Origin of the sequence: Natronococcus sp. CG52 (genome assembly GCF_023913515.1) — an archaeon.
Taxonomy (GTDB): domain Archaea; phylum Halobacteriota; class Halobacteria; order Halobacteriales; family Natrialbaceae; genus Natronococcus; species Natronococcus zhouii.
In genome coordinates, this window is record NZ_CP099391.1 from 3,796,540 (window position 1) to 3,812,791 (window position 16,252).

Annotated in this window: 18 protein-coding genes; 9 read left to right on the forward strand and 9 right to left on the reverse strand. The window is 66.4% G+C overall.

Annotated elements, in window-relative coordinates; translation table 11 throughout:
• Positions 1 to 82: 82 nt before the first annotated feature.
• Together NED97_RS23480 and NED97_RS23485 are read left to right on the forward strand one after the other, a co-directional pair.
• On the forward strand, positions 83 to 184 hold the full coding sequence (locus NED97_RS23480; RefSeq protein ID WP_455429877.1) for a DUF2267 domain-containing protein: 102 nt from the start codon (positions 83 to 85) through the stop codon (positions 182 to 184).
• A 123-nt stretch (positions 185 to 307) separates the two neighbouring features.
• Positions 308 to 463 (forward strand): hypothetical protein, encoded by a 156-nt coding sequence (locus tag NED97_RS23485; protein WP_455429864.1) that lies wholly within the window; start codon positions 308 to 310, stop codon positions 461 to 463.
• 117 nt (positions 464 to 580) lie between these two features.
• Here the strand turns inward: NED97_RS23485 and NED97_RS18990 are convergent, their stop codons facing one another.
• Both NED97_RS18990 and NED97_RS18995 read right to left on the reverse strand, forming a co-directional pair.
• On the reverse strand, positions 581 to 1,387 hold the full coding sequence (locus tag NED97_RS18990) for a prolipoprotein diacylglyceryl transferase (RefSeq protein ID WP_252488574.1): 807 nt from the start codon (positions 1,385 to 1,387) through the stop codon (positions 581 to 583).
• Between the two features lie 72 nt (positions 1,388 to 1,459).
• Entirely contained in the window at positions 1,460 to 2,020 is a 561-nt protein-coding gene (locus NED97_RS18995; RefSeq protein WP_252488575.1) for a uracil-DNA glycosylase, read from the reverse strand.
• Between the two features lie 199 nt (positions 2,021 to 2,219).
• Between NED97_RS18995 and NED97_RS19000 the strand changes: the two genes are divergently transcribed.
• Both NED97_RS19000 and NED97_RS19005 read left to right on the forward strand, forming a co-directional pair.
• Positions 2,220 to 2,489: a hypothetical protein gene (locus NED97_RS19000; RefSeq protein WP_252488576.1), complete on the forward strand. Its 270-nt coding sequence runs from the start codon at positions 2,220 to 2,222 to the stop codon at positions 2,487 to 2,489.
• 91 nt (positions 2,490 to 2,580) lie between these two features.
• Positions 2,581 to 2,829 carry a hypothetical protein gene (locus tag NED97_RS19005; RefSeq protein WP_252488577.1) on the forward strand — a complete coding sequence of 83 codons (249 nt, stop codon included), beginning with the start codon at positions 2,581 to 2,583 and terminating at the stop codon, positions 2,827 to 2,829.
• A 115-nt stretch (positions 2,830 to 2,944) separates the two neighbouring features.
• Here the strand turns inward: NED97_RS19005 and glmS are convergent, their stop codons facing one another.
• A complete protein-coding gene (glmS, locus tag NED97_RS19010; protein ID WP_252488578.1) occupies positions 2,945 to 4,738 on the reverse strand; it encodes a glutamine--fructose-6-phosphate transaminase (isomerizing) in 1,794 nt (597 codons plus the stop codon).
• Positions 4,738 to 5,913 (reverse strand): sugar phosphate nucleotidyltransferase, encoded by a 1,176-nt coding sequence (locus NED97_RS19015; protein WP_252488579.1) that lies wholly within the window; start codon positions 5,911 to 5,913, stop codon positions 4,738 to 4,740. The genes glmS and NED97_RS19015 overlap by 1 nt, the downstream gene beginning before the upstream one ends.
• A 254-nt stretch (positions 5,914 to 6,167) precedes the next feature.
• On the opposite strand from NED97_RS19015, the gene NED97_RS19020 reads away from it, so the two are divergent.
• Positions 6,168 to 6,911 carry a DNA polymerase sliding clamp gene (locus NED97_RS19020; protein WP_148856678.1) on the forward strand — a complete coding sequence of 248 codons (744 nt, stop codon included), beginning with the start codon at positions 6,168 to 6,170 and terminating at the stop codon, positions 6,909 to 6,911.
• Positions 6,912 to 7,072: 161 nt separating this feature from the next.
• Positions 7,073 to 7,396, forward strand: a complete 324-nt coding sequence (locus NED97_RS19025; protein WP_252488580.1) for a HalOD1 output domain-containing protein — start codon at positions 7,073 to 7,075, stop codon at positions 7,394 to 7,396.
• A 16-nt stretch (positions 7,397 to 7,412) separates the two neighbouring features.
• Here the strand turns inward: NED97_RS19025 and NED97_RS19030 are convergent, their stop codons facing one another.
• Complete coding sequence (locus tag NED97_RS19030) at positions 7,413 to 8,273, reverse strand: alpha/beta fold hydrolase (RefSeq protein WP_252488581.1); 861 nt, start codon at positions 8,271 to 8,273, stop codon at positions 7,413 to 7,415.
• A gap of 233 nt (positions 8,274 to 8,506) precedes the next feature.
• On the opposite strand from NED97_RS19030, the gene priL reads away from it, so the two are divergent.
• On the forward strand, positions 8,507 to 9,583 hold the full coding sequence (gene priL, locus NED97_RS19035; RefSeq protein WP_252488582.1) for a DNA primase regulatory subunit PriL: 1,077 nt from the start codon (positions 8,507 to 8,509) through the stop codon (positions 9,581 to 9,583).
• 120 nt (positions 9,584 to 9,703) lie between these two features.
• Here priL and NED97_RS19040 read toward each other — a convergent pair whose 3' ends face one another.
• On the reverse strand, positions 9,704 to 9,967 hold the full coding sequence (locus NED97_RS19040; RefSeq protein ID WP_252488583.1) for a DUF7472 family protein: 264 nt from the start codon (positions 9,965 to 9,967) through the stop codon (positions 9,704 to 9,706).
• Positions 9,968 to 10,224: 257 nt separating this feature from the next.
• Between NED97_RS19040 and NED97_RS19045 the strand changes: the two genes are divergently transcribed.
• Positions 10,225 to 10,881 (forward strand): SWIM zinc finger family protein, encoded by a 657-nt coding sequence (locus NED97_RS19045; RefSeq protein WP_252488584.1) that lies wholly within the window; start codon positions 10,225 to 10,227, stop codon positions 10,879 to 10,881.
• Positions 10,882 to 10,951: 70 nt separating this feature from the next.
• Positions 10,952 to 12,778: an acyl-CoA dehydrogenase family protein gene (locus NED97_RS19050; protein ID WP_252488585.1), complete on the forward strand. Its 1,827-nt coding sequence runs from the start codon at positions 10,952 to 10,954 to the stop codon at positions 12,776 to 12,778.
• 568 nt (positions 12,779 to 13,346) lie between these two features.
• Here the strand turns inward: NED97_RS19050 and NED97_RS19055 are convergent.
• The 3 genes from NED97_RS19055 to NED97_RS19065 all read right to left on the reverse strand — a co-directional run bounded on the left by NED97_RS19055 (position 13,347) and on the right by NED97_RS19065 (position 16,242).
• Positions 13,347 to 14,690 (reverse strand): cytochrome P450, encoded by a 1,344-nt coding sequence (locus tag NED97_RS19055; RefSeq protein WP_252488586.1) that lies wholly within the window; start codon positions 14,688 to 14,690, stop codon positions 13,347 to 13,349.
• Positions 14,691 to 14,803: 113 nt separating this feature from the next.
• A complete protein-coding gene (gene hjc / locus NED97_RS19060; protein WP_252488587.1) occupies positions 14,804 to 15,322 on the reverse strand; it encodes a Holliday junction resolvase Hjc in 519 nt (172 codons plus the stop codon).
• Positions 15,323 to 15,420: 98 nt separating this feature from the next.
• Positions 15,421 to 16,242: a CPBP family intramembrane glutamic endopeptidase gene (locus NED97_RS19065; protein WP_252488588.1), complete on the reverse strand. Its 822-nt coding sequence runs from the start codon at positions 16,240 to 16,242 to the stop codon at positions 15,421 to 15,423.
• Between the last annotated feature and the right edge of the window lie 10 nt (positions 16,243 to 16,252).

Consider the following 16,252-nt stretch of genomic DNA (forward strand, 5'->3'; position numbering starts at 1 on the left):
TTCGTCAGCGGTGCGCTACCGTATCACTACGGACTACCACGAATTCGTCGGCGAGGTACAGCATCGACTCGAGCTTTCCGGAATGGGGGCGGCGGTTCGGGCAACTCGTGCCGTCCTGACGACGCTCGGGGAGCGCGTACAGGAAGGTGAAGCGTCCAATCTCGCGGGTCCGCTGCCGATGTAGATCGATCGGTTCCTGCTCGAGGCGGAGTCGGACCAGCAGTTCGGCTTCGACGAGTTCGTCTCCCGCGTCGCCGAGCGGGCGGGTCTCGGGGACGACGACGGAGGGTCGGAAGCCGTCTACTACGTGCAGGCGATCTTCGCGCTCCTCGCGGAGATCGTCTCGGGAAGCGAGTTCGAGGAAGTGCGGGAGAACTTCCCGGAAGACGAGGACCACGACCAGTTCTTCGAACTCGCCGGCGTCGAATCGGCGTTCGAGGAGGGGAAAGACCGCGGGAACTGACGAGCGGGGCGAACGACTCCGTCGGCGTTCGGCCGCGGATCGCTCCCAGCGACCCACCTCACCGCAGAACGGCGTCGATCGAGGGTTCTCGAGCGGAAGAGATACCGTTCGCCGTCGTTACTGATTCTCGTCTCGCTCGTCGTCGGCTCCCTCTGTCGTGGAGTCGGTGGACGCGTCGTCCTCGTCGCGGATCCGTCCCGATTCTTCGCGTCGATCGGGCTCGTCCTCGGCCGCGGGATCGGTCGATCCCTCGCGTTGCCCGACGTCCTCGTCGGCCGTGATCTCGGCCTCCGGCTCCTGGTCGGTCAGTTCGGTCGGGTCGACCTCGAGTTCGTGGCTCGCCTCGTCCTCGATCGACTCCATCTCCTCGGCGCTCGGCTCGTCGGTCCGCTCGCCGGCTTCCGGCTGGTCCGTCTCCTCCGGCGGCTCCATCTCTTCGGACGGATCCACGCGCGGCCCGTCCTCGGCAGTGTCGTAGAACTCGTCGTCCTCCATCATCGGTTCGGAGTCGTCGGGTCCGCCGGTTCCGGCGCGGTTTCCCGTCCCGTCGACGTCGGTCTCCGGGTCGGTGGGATCCGACGCCACCGGCTCCCCGGGAGCGTGGCCGACCTCCCGCTCTTCGGCGTCGTCGGCTGGCGTCTCCGCATCGTCGTCCGTGTCTCCCGTCGTGATGCTCTCCGTCGGAAACTCCGCCTCGAGCCGGATCGTCTCGTCCGTCACCCGATCGACGGCGTCGTCCGCGAGCGGGATGGCGTCGTCGGCGTCACCTTCCCAGTCGAGCGCGGCTTTGATCGAGTCCGTTACGCCCGGGTTCGGTTCGACGTAGGACGTTCCCGAATCGACGGCAATGACGACGCCGAGGTTCTCGCCCGATGCGCTCTCGACGGTCTTGCCGATATCGTCCTCCGTAAACGTAGGACTCATACCCGGACGTAGCACCGTCCGTGACAAGCCGTTCCTGCCTGCACAGCCCGGGAGTCGAGGGCGGTGGCTCCGTCACGCGAGGTCGAGCGCCGTCGCCAGATCCGACTCGATAGCGTCGACCTTGCTCCGGTCGTACAGCGCCGCCGCCGGGTGAAACGCCGGCACGACGGTCCGACCGTCGCGTGCCACCTCCCGGCCGTGCAGGTCCGTGATCGTCTCGTCGGTATCGAGGAGTTCGGCCGTCGCAAAGCTCCCCATCGGAACGAGAACGGACGGATCGACGCGCTCGAGTTCGGCCTCGAGCACCGGCCACCAGGCCTCGATCTCGGCGACGGACGGGTCGCGGTTCTCCGGCGGTCGCACCTTGACGAGGTTGGTGATGTAGAGATCCCGCCGGTCGTGCCCGATGGACTCGAGCGCGCGATCCAGCTGTTTTCCCGCCTGGCCGACGAACGGTTCGCCTTGGGCGACCTCCTGCTCGCCCGGTGCCTCGCCGACGAGCACCACCTCCGCGGAGAGCGGTCCGACGCCGGGGACGAACCGCTCGGGGTCGAACTGGTCGTCCGGGACGGTCTCGAGCGCGTCGGCGAACACGGTGTCGAACTCCCAATCGGTCGATTCCCGGTCGGTCATCGTTTCGGTGTCCGGCCGCGTCGAAAAACATCGTTTCCCTGCGTACGCACCCCGTCGGCGCGCTCGCCGCTCGACAGTCGCGTGTCGCACGTTTTCGCTCGCTGAGAGCGACGGCCGCGGCGAGAGACGGTGGAGCACCGAACCGGAAGGAGCACATTCAGGGCCGATCGTTAGGCACCTGCCCGACGGCTATCCGCACATGGCCGACGTTCCAGGCGTCGAAATGGTCGAAACGGAAGGCGAGTACATTCACGTCCGGTTTCGGGATCCCGACCGGTACGACGAGATCCGAACGCCCGACTGGGCGAAAGAGCCCGCGGAATCGGTCTCCGAGGGGAGCGAGGTGCGAACCGGCAAGATCGGGGGCGAAGACGACTGGGAGGTGACCAGCGTGCTGATCGAGAAGCACGTCGGCGAGGAGAAAGCCGAAGAGCAGGCGCGCGAGATCGTCGAGAAGATCGAGTCCTGAACGGCGAACCCGGTCGCTCGAGCAGCCGATCGACCGGACGGTTGCGAACTCCGGGACAGCAGTTATGCCGTCGAGACGTTGACGTCCGAACGTGGGCGCAGAGATCACCGTGGAGGACGGCGGAAAGCCCGTGATCGACAGCGAGGGAACCGAGATCGGCGTCGTCACCGACGTCGACGACGACGAGGGGACGGCCTACGTCGAGCCGAACCAGGATCTCGGCGGCGAACCCAAGACCAGACTCGGCTGGGGGTCGGACACCCAGAGCGAGTATCCGCTTCGAAACGACGCGATCGATACGGTCACCGACGACGAGATCCAGTTGCGCGAGGAGTACTGAGCGGAACGACCGTTTCGAGGCGGCCCGGCGTCGGTTTCTCGAGTCTCGTTCTGATAGCGGTGATCGACCGGCCGACCGCTCGGCTCGCGAGACGTGCGAAGCGCGGAACGCGGGTCTACTGCACGGTGACGCTCTTCGCCAGGTTCCGGGGTTTGTCGATCGGGCGGCCGAGGTAGTTCGCCAGCCAGTAGGCGACGTACTGGAGCTGAACGTTCGCGACGATCGGGGCGACCCACGGGTGCGTCTCCGGAATTTCGAGCGTGAAGTCGGACTGGATCGGGAGCTCGTCGGGCGTGTCGGTCACCGCGACGACGGGCGCGCCGCGGGCCTGGACCTCCTTGATGTTGCCGACGGTCTTCGCCGCGTTTCCGTGCTCGGAGACGAGTGCGAACACCGGCGTCGACTCGGTCACGAGCGCGAGCGGGCCGTGTTTCAGTTCCCCCGCGGGATACCCCTCGGCGTGCTTGTAGCTGATCTCCTTGAGCTTCAGCGCCCCCTCGAACGCGACGGGCGTGTTGAGGCCGCGTCCGATAAAGAAGTACGCGTCGGAGTCGAGAAACGCCTCGGCGACGGTCGGTGCGCTCGAGTCGTCGAGAACCGTTTGAATGTGGTCCGGTAGCTGGCGCAGGCTGCGGACGAGTTCCTGATCGTGCGGGGACGGGTCGGCGAGGGCGCTCACGAGCATGAACAGCGTGGCCTGCTGGGACGCGAACGACTTCGTCGCCGCGACGCTGATCTCCGGCCCGGCGCGGATGTAGAGGGTGTGATCGCACTCCCGATCGGCGGAGCTAGCGACGACGTTGGTCACCGCGAGCGTGGTCGCACCGGCCCGGTTCGCCTCGCGAAGGGCGCGCATCGTGTCGGCGGTTTCGCCGCTCTGGGAGATTCCGACGACGAGCGTCTCCTCGTCTACCGGGATCTCGTCGGCGACGTACTCGCTCGCGACGAACGACTGTGCGGGGATGCCCCGCCGCTGGAACAGTCGTTCGGCGTACAGTCCGGCGTGATACGACGTCCCGCAGGCGACCAGTTGAACCGTCGACGGTCTGGAGAGCTCCTCGAGGGACTCGAGCGTGACGGCGGCCGAGAGCTCCTCGACTCGGCCGCGGAGACAGTCCCGGATCGCGATCGGCTGCTCCTGAATCTCCTTGAGCATGTAGTGGTCGTAGCCGACCTTTCCGACCGCCTCGGGCTCCCAGTCGATCGTCTCGATCGACTTCTCGACGACGGCGCCGCTTCCGTCCGTTACCGTCACCTCCGTCGGGGTCAACGCGGCGAACTCGCCGTCCTCGAGGTAGATCACGCGGTTCGTGTGCTCGATGAACGCGGGAACGTCGCTCCCGAGGTAAGTGCCGTCCTCGCCGAGTCCGAGGACGAGCGGCGACTCGTGGCGAGCGGCGAAGACCGTCTCGGTGTCCGCAAAGACCGCCGCGACCGCGTAGCTCCCCGCGAGTCGGTCGATAGCCGTGCGAAACGCCGTCTCCCGGTCGTCGCCGCCCTCGAGGGCCCGGTCGATGAGGTGCGGGACGACCTCCGTATCGGTGTCGCTCTCGAACGTGTGGCCCGCGGCCGACAGCTCCTCGCGTAGCTCCGCGTCGTTCTCGATGATGCCGTTGTGGACGACGGCCACCGTTCCGGTCGGGTCCGTGTGCGGGTGGGCGTTCTCGTCGGACGGCGGCCCGTGCGTGCTCCAGCGGGTGTGGCCGATACCGGCCGCGCCGTCGATTCCGTCGTCGGGGAGCGCGGACTCGAGCGCTTCGAGTGTGCCCGCTCGCTTGCAGACCGAGAGCGACGAGTTCACCACGCCGACGCCGGCCGAATCGTAGCCGCGATACTCGAGCCGCGAGAGTCCGTCCATGAGAATCTCGAGCGTCTCGTCGTCGCCGACGTAGCCGATGATTCCGCACATCAGGAGCGCACCTCGATATCGTCGTCGATCGTCCCGCGGACGGTCATTCCGGACGCGATCGTTACGGCGGCGCCGACGATCGCTCCCGGGACGTAGGTTACGCCCCCGTGATCGGTGACGTGGTCGGCGAGCAGCGCGCCGATCGGTTCGTCCTCGAAGAATCGATTATCGACCCTGACGTCGCCCGGACCGCCGGGAACGGTCGTCCCCGGACCGACGTCGACGCCGACGCCGGTCACGCAGTCGAGAACGGTCGCGTTGGGCCCGATTCGGGTGTCGCTGTCGATCACACAGCGTCTGACCACGGCGTTCGAACCGATCGTGACGTTCTCGCCGAGACACGTGTACGGTCCGACGACGGCGCCGGGGCCGACTTCGCAGTCGCGATCGACGACGACGGGCGGACGAAACACCGCCGAATCGTGGACGGTCGCCGACGCCGCGGTCTCGTCGGCGATGACACCCTCTTCGAACAGCGTCTCCGAAACCTCGAGGAGATCCCACGGATAGGTCGCATCGACCCAGCAGCCGTCGGAGACCACGCCGCGAACCGTCTCTCCCTCCTCGATCAGCGCCGAAATTCCGTCGACGATCGAGTACTCACCCCCGGTGGGCTCTATCTCGCGGATCGCTTCGAGGACTCGCGGCTCGATCGCGTAGACGCCCGCGTTGAGCCGGTAGTCCCGATCGTCCCGCGGCCGTTCGACCAGTTCGGAGACGGCCCCGTCGTTCTCGAGTATCGCACCGCCGTACCTGCCGAGATCCGTGCGGGTTATCAGACCGAGCGTCGCGGCGCTGTCCTCGTCGTGGGCGGCGATAACGTCCTCGATGATCTGACGCTCGACGAACTGGTCGCCGTTGACGACCACGGCGGTCCCGTCGACGGCCGAGGCCGCAGCCAGCAGCGCGTGTCCCGATCCGAGCTGTCGTTCCTGGGCGGCGTACGTCACCGACGTGTTCCGGTAGCTCGGACCGAAGTACGACCGAATCCGGTTTCCGCGGTAGCCGACGACGGCGGTAATGTCCCGTACACCGGCATCGATCAACTCGTCGAACACGTGCTCGAGGATCGGATGGGTTCCCGCCGGAAGCATCGGCTTCGGCCGGTTCCGCGTGAGCGGTCGAAGCCGCGTGCCCTCGCCCGCTGCGAGGACGATTGCAGGAGGAGCGCTCATGGCCCCGTAGTCGGACCACACCGTATTTTGTTTGGATCATCGTACAGCGGGGCAAACTGTCGATACCGGCGACACGTCCGGCGACTCGACGTCGGTCGAAGCGGGACCGTCGACGAACGAAATCGAATCCGGGAGCGACGAATCTGTCGTCGAAATCGATCGTTGTCGGCACCGGTCGTTGCCGTAACCCGTTCGGTGAGCCGCCCGCGCGTAAAGAGTGGCTTTTTATGGCAACCGTTCGTACCCCGACTCATATGTTCAAGGCCATCGTGAGCGCAGAAACGCTCACCAGCGCGCTCGATTCGGTGAGCGTTCTGGTCGACGAGTGTAAGATCCACCTCGAGGAGGACGGCCTCGAAATCCGGGCCGTCGACCCCGCGAACGTCGGGATGGTCGATCTCTCGCTGGAGGCGGCCGCGTTCGAATCCTACGAGGCCGACGGCGGGCTGATCGGCGTGGATCTCTCCCGACTCGAGGACATCGCTGGTATGGCCGACTCCGGCCAGCTCATCCAGTTCGAACTCGACGAGGAGACTCGCAAGCTTCACATCCAGATCGACGGACTCGAGTACACCCTGGCGCTGATCGACCCCGACTCCATCCGCCAGGAGCCGGACATCCCGGAGCTCGACCTGCCGGCGCGGGTCGTCCTCGAGGGGAAGGACGTCAACCGCTCGGTGAAGGCGGCGGACATGGTCTCCGATCACATCGCCCTCGGCGTCGACGAGGGCGAGGAGTTCTTCTACGTCAACGCCGAGGGCGACACCGACGACGTCCACCTCGAACTCACCCAGGAGGAGCTGATCGACCTGCAGTCCGGTCCGGCCCACTCGCTGTTCTCGCTGGACTACCTCAAGGACATGGACAAGGCGATTCCCGGCGACGCCGAGGTCACGCTCGACCTCGGTGAGGAGTTCCCGGTCAAGATCTACTACGGATTCGCCGAGGGGCAGGGCCAGGTCACCTACATGCTGGCACCGCGCATCCAGAGCGACTGATCGCGTCGACACCCTCGTCTCTTCGTTCTCTCTGCCGTTCCCGTCGAACACCGGCGACTCCGTCGGTGACGCGAGTGTGACCGACACTCACGCTCGCCGTGATTTAAAGCAGAGATATGGTAAGGAGGAATTCTACCAGTGCAGCCGACGCACACGATAGTATGCCCTCCACCGGCAACTCCAGCGACTGTCGAGAATCGCGATACGAGACGACGTTCGATCCGGCTGCCGGCGAGCGTGCGAGCGAAGTCGTCATCACGGCGGTCGGAACGGTTACCGACTCGGATCCGGTCCACCTCGAGCCGCTGTACGACGCCATCGAGCCGGACGCGCTCGACTCGCTGTGCGATCACGCCCGCCGAAAGCTCGAGACCGACGCCCACCAGCTCCAATTTTCGTACGCGGGGTTCGACGTCGACGTCCGAACCGACGGTCGGGTTCGGCTGCTCGAGCCGTCGTCCGACGCCGAACGCTCCGACGAGTAGTCGACCGACCGGCGCGTCAGTCGTGAGCGGCCAGAAACGAACGCAGCCGCTGATTAACGCGGTCCGCGTCCTCGATGAAGAAACAGTGTGAGCCGCCGTCGACGAGTTCGATCCGCGCGTCGGGAATCTTCTCGTCGAGCAGTTTGCCGTTCGCGACGGGGACTACCTCGTCGTTCGTCCCGTGCATGACCAGCGTCGGGACCCGAATGCCCTCGAGGCGGTCGCTGACGTCGAAGTCGAGCACGGCCGCGGCCTGGGCCTCCCGGGCCGGGTCGTCGGCGTCTTGCTCGAGCCGCCACTCGATGATCCGATCCATCAGGTGCGGATTCCGGTTCGTGAACCGCTCGTTGAACGCGGGCCGCATCCGGTGGCGGATGATCTCTCGCTCGCTCGCCCCGTCGGGCGCGTCGAAAATGTGTTCCCGGGTCTCCTCGGGGACGGGAACCGCGTCCACGCCCCCGTGGCTCGTACAGCACAGCGTGAGCGTTTTCGCCCGCGAGTACTCGAGCGCGTGGCGCTGGGCGATCATTCCGCCCATGCTCGCGCCGACGATGTGGGCGTCGTAGACCCCCGCCTCGTCGAGGACGGCCTCGAGGTCGGCGGCCAGTCCGCCGATCGAGTAGCCGGCCAGCTTGAAGATGAGCGGTGCGCGGATCGCGCGCGGGAGCCGTCCGACCAGCGGCGGCAGTCCGGCGTCGGATCGACCGGTTCCCCGGTTGTCCGGGGCGATCACGCCGTAGTCGCCGGCGACGGCCTCCCGCTGCCAGCGCCACATCCACCGGCCGAAACCGAGTCCCTGGACGAAGACGACCGGCGTCCCCTCGCCCTCCTCCCGTTCGTAGTAGATCGACACGCCGTCTCGAGTGACCCGTGGCATACCCGTGCTGACGGGTCGGACGCCCTTGAAGCCGACCCTCGAGGCAGGGCAATAGGAAGTTACCGACTCGAACCGTCGCCTCGACGAGAAACCGACGACAGCGAAGGGGTGGTAAAACGGTATTACGGACGACTGGTTCGAATCGGTGACTGACGGGATCGGTGAATAGTCACGGTTCCCGATAGTCGCGACAATCAGGGCGTTTAACCCGTCGCGGTAACACTACATTACCGATGGAGCGACTGCACGCCAGATACCCGTTTCTCGAGGCCGCTCGCGAGACCGTGGCGACGGAGGCCGTCGATCTGGCCACCATCGTCGAACAGGACGAGGCGGTCGTCGAGCGCGCCACGGAGCGGGTCAGTACCGCACTCGAGGAGGGCGAGGTCGGCGACTCGCACCGCGACCCGCGCGTCGAACTCCTCTCGTATCCGGTCGCTCGCGTGCTCGTCTCGCTGGTCGACGAACGCGTCCTCGTGCGCAAGTACGCCCGCGCCGAGGCCGCGAGCGCCTACGAGCGGTTCACCGCCGACCTCGAGGACACCGTCGAACTCAAGAGCGTCGAGTCGACCGGGCTGGATCTCGAGCACCTGCTCGCGGAGTTCGACCTCCAGGGCGTCGTCCGGGAGACGACCGACGGCTACCGGATCGACGTCGGCACCTACCTCCCGCTCGCCGAGGACCTCTGGGATGACGAGTGGCGACTCGTCAACCGCGCGCTGGCCGACGGCGAGGTCCCCGTCGAGGAGGACGACCTCCTCCTGCTCGTTCGGGAGGCGATCCGGGATCGGATCGAGGACGGGTTGCCGTTCGACGTCCCCGGCGCCATCGAGACGAGTCTCGAGGAGGAGGCGGCCGAGATCCGGGAGGTGCTCGCCGACCTCGAGTTGACCCGCGAGATCGACACCGTCGTGCCGGACCTGTTCCCGCCGTGTATGAAGGCGCTGCTCGACCAGATCCAGAAGGGCGAACACCTGCCCCACCACTCCCGGTTCGCGATCACCGCCTTCCTGACGAGCATCGGGATGTCGACCGACGACATCGTCGACCTCTACCGGGTGAACTCCTCGTTCGGAGAGGAGATGACCCGTTACCAGACCGACCACATCGGCGGCGAGACGTCGCCGACGGAGTACTCGCCGCCCTCCTGTGCGACGATGCAGTCCTACGGGGACTGCGTCAACAAGGACGACCTCTGCGAGCGCATTCCGCACCCGATGGCCTACTACGAGCAGCGGATCGACGACAGCGACGACGAGGAACTCGAGGACTGGCGCGAGGACGCGAGCGAGTCGGCGACCGGAGACTAGGTTGTGAGAGCCGACTCGAGCGTTAGCGCTGATCGTCCTCGGTGAGTTCCTCCGCCTATCGCCGTCTCTCCCGAAGTGCCGCTTCCCAGTAGCTACCCGAACAGAAAAGATACCGACCGGTCAGACTGCGTTCTTCGTCTCCGTTTCGTCCTCACCCTCGAGACCGTCCTCGGGATCGTTCAGCGCGTACGCCAGACCGATCCCGGCGGCGGTCAGCAGGAAGATGAAGCCGACGATCACGCCGACGAGCATCTCGCCACCCTCGGGTGGGAGCGTCCCGTCGGCCCCCCCGTACTCGGAGCCGATGGCGATCATGGAAGCGAGCATCAGGAGGACGGCCGTCACGGCCACGACGATTTCGATGAGCCGCTCGCGCTCGAGCATTACCGCATCAGTTTCGCCGGCCGAGGCAAAAGCGCTTCGAAGGGCTACTCGGAAGAATTACCGTTCCGTCTGAACCCGCGTTCGCTCGAGTCGGAGAACAATACAGCGAGCGTGGAGATCGGCATTTCGTATATAAAGGTGAGGCAAGCGTGCGCAGGCAGTCCCGTTATTTCGATCGAGTCCCTAGAGGCGTCGAATAGCCAGACGAGTACGATTCCGGCCCGTTAGCCGGCAAATCAGCCCCCACGACGCAACCCATGAAAACAACAGCGTCACCGAAGACACCGCTTCCAGTACCGTCCGCCGAGCACCTCGAGGAGCGTTCGCGCCGCGCGCGCACCGAACCGATGTCGGTGCTCGCGCTCGGCGACGGCCTCTACGAGATCGAATCGGCCAGCGATCACACCTACCTCGTCGATCTCGAGGGCGGCCGGTGTACCTGCCCCGATCACGTCTTCCGCGGCGTTCGGTGCAAACACATCCGCCGCGTCGCGATCGAGATCACCGACGGACGAACGCCGCCGCCGGGAAAGATCGCCGTCGGCTGTCACGACTGCGACGGGACGGTGTTCGTCGAGGAGGACGACCCCGGACCGTACTACTGCGACGAGCACGCGATCTGGCCCGGCGACCGCGTCGTCGACCGCGAGACCGGCGATCGGCTCACCGTCGTCGACGTCTCGGAACTGCGCGCCGACGCGGTTCGACTCGAGGCCACGGGTCGGTCCGTCGCCGAGTACGAGACGAACGCGAACTACGACGCCGACGTGCCCGTCGTCGGCGCCGTCTACCCGCACGCGACGGTCGCCCGCAACGGCGTCGTCCCCGAGTCGCTGAAGGTCTACGTCTTTCCCCGAACGCGACTCGAGAAGGTGACGTCGCGACGGTCGCGACGGAAGCGATCCGCCGTGTAACAACGGCCGACAACGCGCGACACGTTGGATAGCTTGCGTTTTATTGATGATCGTGATCAAGTAGCACGGCATGGACACCGGGATCGACTACGGCCAGTACGACGAGGGCCGACACGTCAACTACTGGAGCCTGGACCGAACGCTCGAGCGCGAGCTCCGCCGGGTCTACGCCGACGAGGAGTTCGATTGGGCCCTGCCCAGACTCGAGGCGTTCGGCGAGACCGTCGGCCACACGATCGCCGACAACGCCGACTACGTCGACGAGCACGGGCCGGAACTCGAGCCCTACGACGAGTACGGCGTGGTTCAGAACTTCGTTCGCTACCCGGCCGAGCAGTTCGAGAACGAGCGCCTCGCCTACGAGGCCGGCATCGTCGCCGACGCCTTCGAAGCCCCGCCGGGACGCGACGAACGGATGCCCCTCTCGCACAACCTCGCGATGCAGTACCTGCTGTGTTACGCCGATCCCGGCTTCGACTGTCCCGTCGCGATGACCGCCGGCGCGGCGCTCGTCCTCGAGAAGTTCGGCGACGAGCGTCTCGAGCCCTACTACGAGGCGCTGACGAGTCGCGACTACGACGACTGTATCGAGGGCGCGATGTTCCTCACCGAGAAGCAGGGCGGCAGCGACGTCGGCGCGAACGAGACGCGCGCCGAGTACGACGAGGAGGCGGAGTGCTGGCGCCTCACCGGCGAGAAGTGGTTCTGTTCGAACATCGACGCCGAGGGGACGCTCGCGCTCGCTCGGACCGAGGACGCCCCCGAGGGAACCGACGGCCTCTCGATGTTTCTCGTTCCCCACGCCGATCCGGAAGACAGTCCGGTCACGAAGGGCGAACTGCTCGAGGACGGCCCCCTCTCCCCAGAGGACGTCAACGACCAGCTCTACCGCCGGCTGAAGGACAAACTCGGCACCATCTCGGTGCCGACGGGCGAGGTCGAATTTACGGGCGCGAAGGCGATCCTCGTCGGCGAGGCGGAGAACGGCTTCCGGCAGATGGCCGAGATGCTCAACCTCGAGCGCCTATCGAACGCGGCGGCCTCCTGCGGGATCATCGGACGGGTGTTGCTCGAGAGCAAGATCCACGCTGCCAACCGCGAGGCCTTCGGCGAGACGATCGACCGGTACCCGCTAATGCGCGCCGATCTGGTCGATATGGCCGTCGATCACGAGGCCGCGATGGCGTACGTCTTCGAGGCCGCGCGGCTCCTTTCGGAGCGCGAACGCGCGGCCAGAGCGGGGGAAGACGCCGACGACGCCTACCGCCTGATGCGACTCCTGATCCCCATCGCGAAGCTCCGGACCGCCCGCACGGCCGTCGACACGGCCTCCTACGGAATGGAGATTCACGGCGGCAACGGCTACGTGAACGACTTCGTCACTAACCGGATGCTTCGAGATGCACAGGTCCTGCCCATCTGGGAGGGCACCGAGAACATCCTCTCGCTGGACGTGCTGCGAGCGCTCGAGCGCGAGGACGCCCACGAGCCGCTTCGGGAAGTGATCGAGAACCGACTCGAGACCGCTTCCCACCCCGCGCTCGCCGAAACCGTCGAGACCGTCGAGAGCGAGTATCACGACCTGATGGGCGCACTGGCGACGCTGGCCGGCGAGGACGGCGAGTACGCCCAGCTGTCGGCCAAGCGACTCGCCCACTACGTCTTCGACGTGTTCACCGCCGCGTTGCTGCTCGAGGAGGCCCAATCCGAACTCGAGGACGGGAACGGCCGGACGGCGCTCGTCGCGAAGCGGTTCGTCGCGAACGAGCTCGAGGTGCCGGAGGCGCGCGGGATTACCGGCGGGGACCGGTTCGCGCTCGAGGCGTTCGACCCGATCGTGCGATATGCGCCGGTCGATCCCGCGACGGTTTCGGAGACCCTTCCGGCCGACGACTAGGACGATCTACGCTCTCTGACGCGGCCGTGGGCGCGCGCTGAGTCGCGGTGAGGGGACTCGAACCGCGGCTCGAAACCGTGCGAGGGGTGAGTGAGTGAACCGTGTGAACGAGCGAACCGGCTGGGGGGACGTGGAAATCTACGTGTTCGTGCGAGCAGAGCACGTTCCTGACCGGTTCTGAAACGTTCGGTTGACGGTTGACGCGCCTGTTAGCGAACTGAGTAACTGACGGCTGGAGAGTTCGGAATCGCCGATGACGGGACGGGCGTCCTGCCTATTCGACTCCTGGAAGTCGCTACGTCCTCCCCAGCCGGTTTCTCCTCACGGCGCGAAGCGCCCGCTTGCACGGTCTGCGAGACCGAAGGTCTCGCACTATTCGGATGGTTCGCGGAACCTTCGATTCCGCGCTAACGCTCGCGCCGTTCCGCCGCTCGCTCACCCCTCGCACGACGTCGGGCCGCCGAAACGAATGGGCAGCCGCAAACGCCAGAATCCCGTCCGAGCGGATCCCGGACGAATCGTCCATCCGCGTCGTTACTCGCGCCGGCCGTCGGACCAGTTCCGCGAGTTACGAACGCCGAACGAGTTCCATCGGCATCCCGCCCTCCGGGTGGGCCGTCAGCGAGCCCCGAAGCTCGAGCGGCCCCTCCTCGACCCGTCGCAACTCGAACTCGCGAGCGACGACCGCCGCGATGATCGGCGCCTCGAGCATGGTGAACCCCTTGCCGATACAGCTCCGCGGCCCGGCGCCGAACGGGAAGTAGGCGTAGGTCGGGTGGGTCGGCTCGAGCCAGCGATCCGGATCGAACCGCGTCGGGTGCTCGAAGTAGCGCGGGTCGCGGTGGCTCACCCACTGGGAGAGCGCGACGAGCGAGCCCTCCGGGAGTCGATAGCCCGAGAACGCGACCGGCTCCTCGGCTTGCCGAAAGAGGACGTACACCGGCGGGTAGAGCCGCATCGCCTCCCGAAGGACGTTCCGGAGCGTCGTGAGGCCGCGGACGTCGGCCGCGGCGAGCGACGCCGGCCCCTCGAGGTCGGCGAACAGCGCGTCGACCTCTTCGTGGATGCGCGCCTCGACGTCCGGCCGCGCCGAGAGCAACGCCCACGTGTAGGTGAGGACCAGCGCCGTCGTATCGTGGCCCGCGAGCAGCATCGTCAGGAGTTCGTCACGGATTCCCGTCTCGTCGATCATCCCCGCCTCGCCGGCGCGCAGGAGCAGCGCGAGCAGGTCTCCGTCGTCCGGTTCGACTCCGCGGGCTCGGCGACGGGCGACGAACAGGTCGACGACGCGCTCGAGTTCGGCGATCGACCGGTCGAACTCCCGCCGTTCGGGCGTCGGCACCCAGTCGGGAACGAGTGCTCGGCGGGGATCGGGTTCGAACTGCTCGCCCACGGGCTCGAGGAGCAGCCGGATCTGGCGGGCGCGGCCGGGGCTGAGGTCGATCCCGAACGTGGCCTCGACGATGATCTCGAGGGTCGTGCGGGTCATTTCCCACTCGACGTCGCGCTCGTCGCCGTCGTCCCAGCGCTCGACCATCGCGACGGCGCGCTCGGCCATCGTCGGCGCCAGGTTCGCGATGCGGTCGGGAGCGAACGCGGGACTGGCGATGGCCTGGCGCTGTTTCCAGAGATCGCCATCGCTCAGGAGGAGCCCCTCGCCGAGGAGTTCGCCGAGCGCGTCGGACTGGAACTCCGGTTTCGAGAACGACGCCTCCTCGGAGACGAGCACGCGTTCGACGGCCGCGGGCGTGGTGAGCAGATGGGTCCGGTTCGGTCCGAGGTCGAACGCCGCGATATCGCCGTAGGTCTCGCGCAGGTCCGTCAGGAACCCGAACGGATCCTGCGCGTATCGCGGCAACGAGCCGGCGACCGGCACACCTCGAGGGCCGGGCGGCCCGATAGCAGACGTCATCGTCTCTGCGTAGGGCCGAGCGAGCAAGAACGTTTGTCCCCTCTCGGGGCGCAACCGGTCGTTTCCGGCGCGATATTCCGCCTCTCGAGTGGAGCAGCCGGCAGAACAGAACGTTACTCGAGCAGTTCGGCGGCCTCTTCGACCTCCATCACGCCCTGCTTGACCGCGTTCAGCACGCGAACGATCTCCTCGTCGGGGCCGGAGTCGGCGTCGCCGACCTCCTCGAGGGTGACCTTCTCGGACGCGCCGACGAATTCCGGGAAGTCGGTGCCGTCGGCGATGGCGGTCTCCTTCTTGACCCGGTAGTTTCCGCCGTCGGTGACGTGGAGGTCGGCGGGGTGGAAGAAGTACCAGTCCTCGCGGTCGAATCGGACGCCGATCCGGGGTTTCGCGCCGAAGTTCTGGGCGAAGTAGGTCAGCGCTTCGACCTCCTCGCCGGAGAGATAGATCGGATCACCCGAACTCGACTTGGCCTCGATCGCGTAGAAGATTTCGCCGTCGCCGGCGAGCACGTCGGGGAGTTCGCGCTCGGTCGCGGAACCGCTCGCGGGCGCACGCATCACCGCGAAGCCGGCCTCGTCGAGTTCGTTGACGAGTTCCCGTTCGCGGCGGTCGCCCTTCGCCTGAGACATACCCGTAGTTCACCGGCGGGTGATAATAAACGGGCCGAAGCACGGTCCCGGTCGGGAGCGTTCCTGCGGGAATCCGAACAGATCAGCGTAGTGTCTGGTTAGAGCGGAAGGAGCGCCAGTCCGGTCTCGAGGCTCACGGCCATCATGTTCTCGAGTTCCTCGGGTGCAAAGCGGAGCACGAGGTAGAGGATGGCGAACTGGAAGGCGTTGAACGCCGCGTGGGCCGCCGTGGGGACGAGGAGATTGTCGGTCTTCGCATAGAGCGTTCCGAAAATGATCGAGCCGCCGAAGACGACGGCGAGCGAGACGCCGACAGCCCCGAGCGGCGCGAGACCGCCGTCGGCCGCCAGCGCGTACGCCGGGATGTGAACGAGCGCGAAGATGGCGCTCGTGACGACGACCGCACCCATCCGGCTGAACGCCGCGTACAGCCGTTTCTGAATCACGTTCCGGAACAGGAACTCCTCGGCGGGCGCGTTGAACAGGAAGACGACGACGATCATGAGCAACACCATGGTCGGATCGTCGCCGATCAGTTGCATCACCTGGTTCTCCGACGACGGCAGTTCGAACAGCGTCGCGACGACGTTGACGAACATCACGAACAGGACACTGCCGAAGATGCCCGCGAGAACGTAGAGCCAGCCGCGTCGCGTCGGCATCCGAAGGTCGAGCCAGTCCCAGCTACGCTCGGTCCACCAGAGGTAGGCCCCGCCGACGAGGAAGAACCCGGCGAAGTTCAGGGTGAGAAAAATGAACGTCGCCGTGTTGGAGGCCTCCGCCGGAGACTCGAGGAGCGTCGGATCGAGCAGAAACGCCGGAACCGTCGTGAACTGGGACGCGAGAATGCCAGCGACTGAGAGGAAGGTGGCGACGAGTATCGACCGCGTGTACCCGTCTGCCTGGTCTATCGTCGACATACGACGAGTT

What these genes read in the sequence shown, in the direction of transcription:
- hjc (WP_252488587.1), bottom strand. Translation starts at nt 15,322, where the DNA reads ATGTCTCAGGCGAAGGGCGACCGCCGCGAACGGGAACTCGTCAACGAA.
- NED97_RS19045 (WP_252488584.1), top strand. Translation starts at nt 10,225, where the DNA reads ATGAAAACAACAGCGTCACCGAAGACACCGCTTCCAGTACCGTCCGCC.
- NED97_RS18995 (WP_252488575.1), bottom strand. Translation starts at nt 2,020, where the DNA reads ATGACCGACCGGGAATCGACCGATTGGGAGTTCGACACCGTGTTCGCC.
- NED97_RS23480 (WP_455429877.1), top strand. Translation starts at nt 83, where the DNA reads ATGGGGGCGGCGGTTCGGGCAACTCGTGCCGTCCTGACGACGCTCGGG.
- NED97_RS19055 (WP_252488586.1), bottom strand. Translation starts at nt 14,690, where the DNA reads ATGACGTCTGCTATCGGGCCGCCCGGCCCTCGAGGTGTGCCGGTCGCC.
- NED97_RS19050 (WP_252488585.1), top strand. Translation starts at nt 10,952, where the DNA reads ATGGACACCGGGATCGACTACGGCCAGTACGACGAGGGCCGACACGTC.
- NED97_RS19020 (WP_148856678.1), top strand. Translation starts at nt 6,168, where the DNA reads ATGTTCAAGGCCATCGTGAGCGCAGAAACGCTCACCAGCGCGCTCGAT.
- NED97_RS19025 (WP_252488580.1), top strand. Translation starts at nt 7,073, where the DNA reads ATGCCCTCCACCGGCAACTCCAGCGACTGTCGAGAATCGCGATACGAG.
- NED97_RS19030 (WP_252488581.1), bottom strand. Translation starts at nt 8,273, where the DNA reads ATGCCACGGGTCACTCGAGACGGCGTGTCGATCTACTACGAACGGGAG.
- glmS (WP_252488578.1), bottom strand. Translation starts at nt 4,738, where the DNA reads ATGTGCGGAATCATCGGCTACGTCGGCGACGACGAGACGCTCGAGATT.
- NED97_RS19000 (WP_252488576.1), top strand. Translation starts at nt 2,220, where the DNA reads ATGGCCGACGTTCCAGGCGTCGAAATGGTCGAAACGGAAGGCGAGTAC.
- NED97_RS18990 (WP_252488574.1), bottom strand. Translation starts at nt 1,387, where the DNA reads ATGAGTCCTACGTTTACGGAGGACGATATCGGCAAGACCGTCGAGAGC.
- NED97_RS19015 (WP_252488579.1), bottom strand. Translation starts at nt 5,913, where the DNA reads ATGAGCGCTCCTCCTGCAATCGTCCTCGCAGCGGGCGAGGGCACGCGG.
- NED97_RS19040 (WP_252488583.1), bottom strand. Translation starts at nt 9,967, where the DNA reads ATGCTCGAGCGCGAGCGGCTCATCGAAATCGTCGTGGCCGTGACGGCC.
- NED97_RS19065 (WP_252488588.1), bottom strand. Translation starts at nt 16,242, where the DNA reads ATGTCGACGATAGACCAGGCAGACGGGTACACGCGGTCGATACTCGTC.
- priL (WP_252488582.1), top strand. Translation starts at nt 8,507, where the DNA reads ATGGAGCGACTGCACGCCAGATACCCGTTTCTCGAGGCCGCTCGCGAG.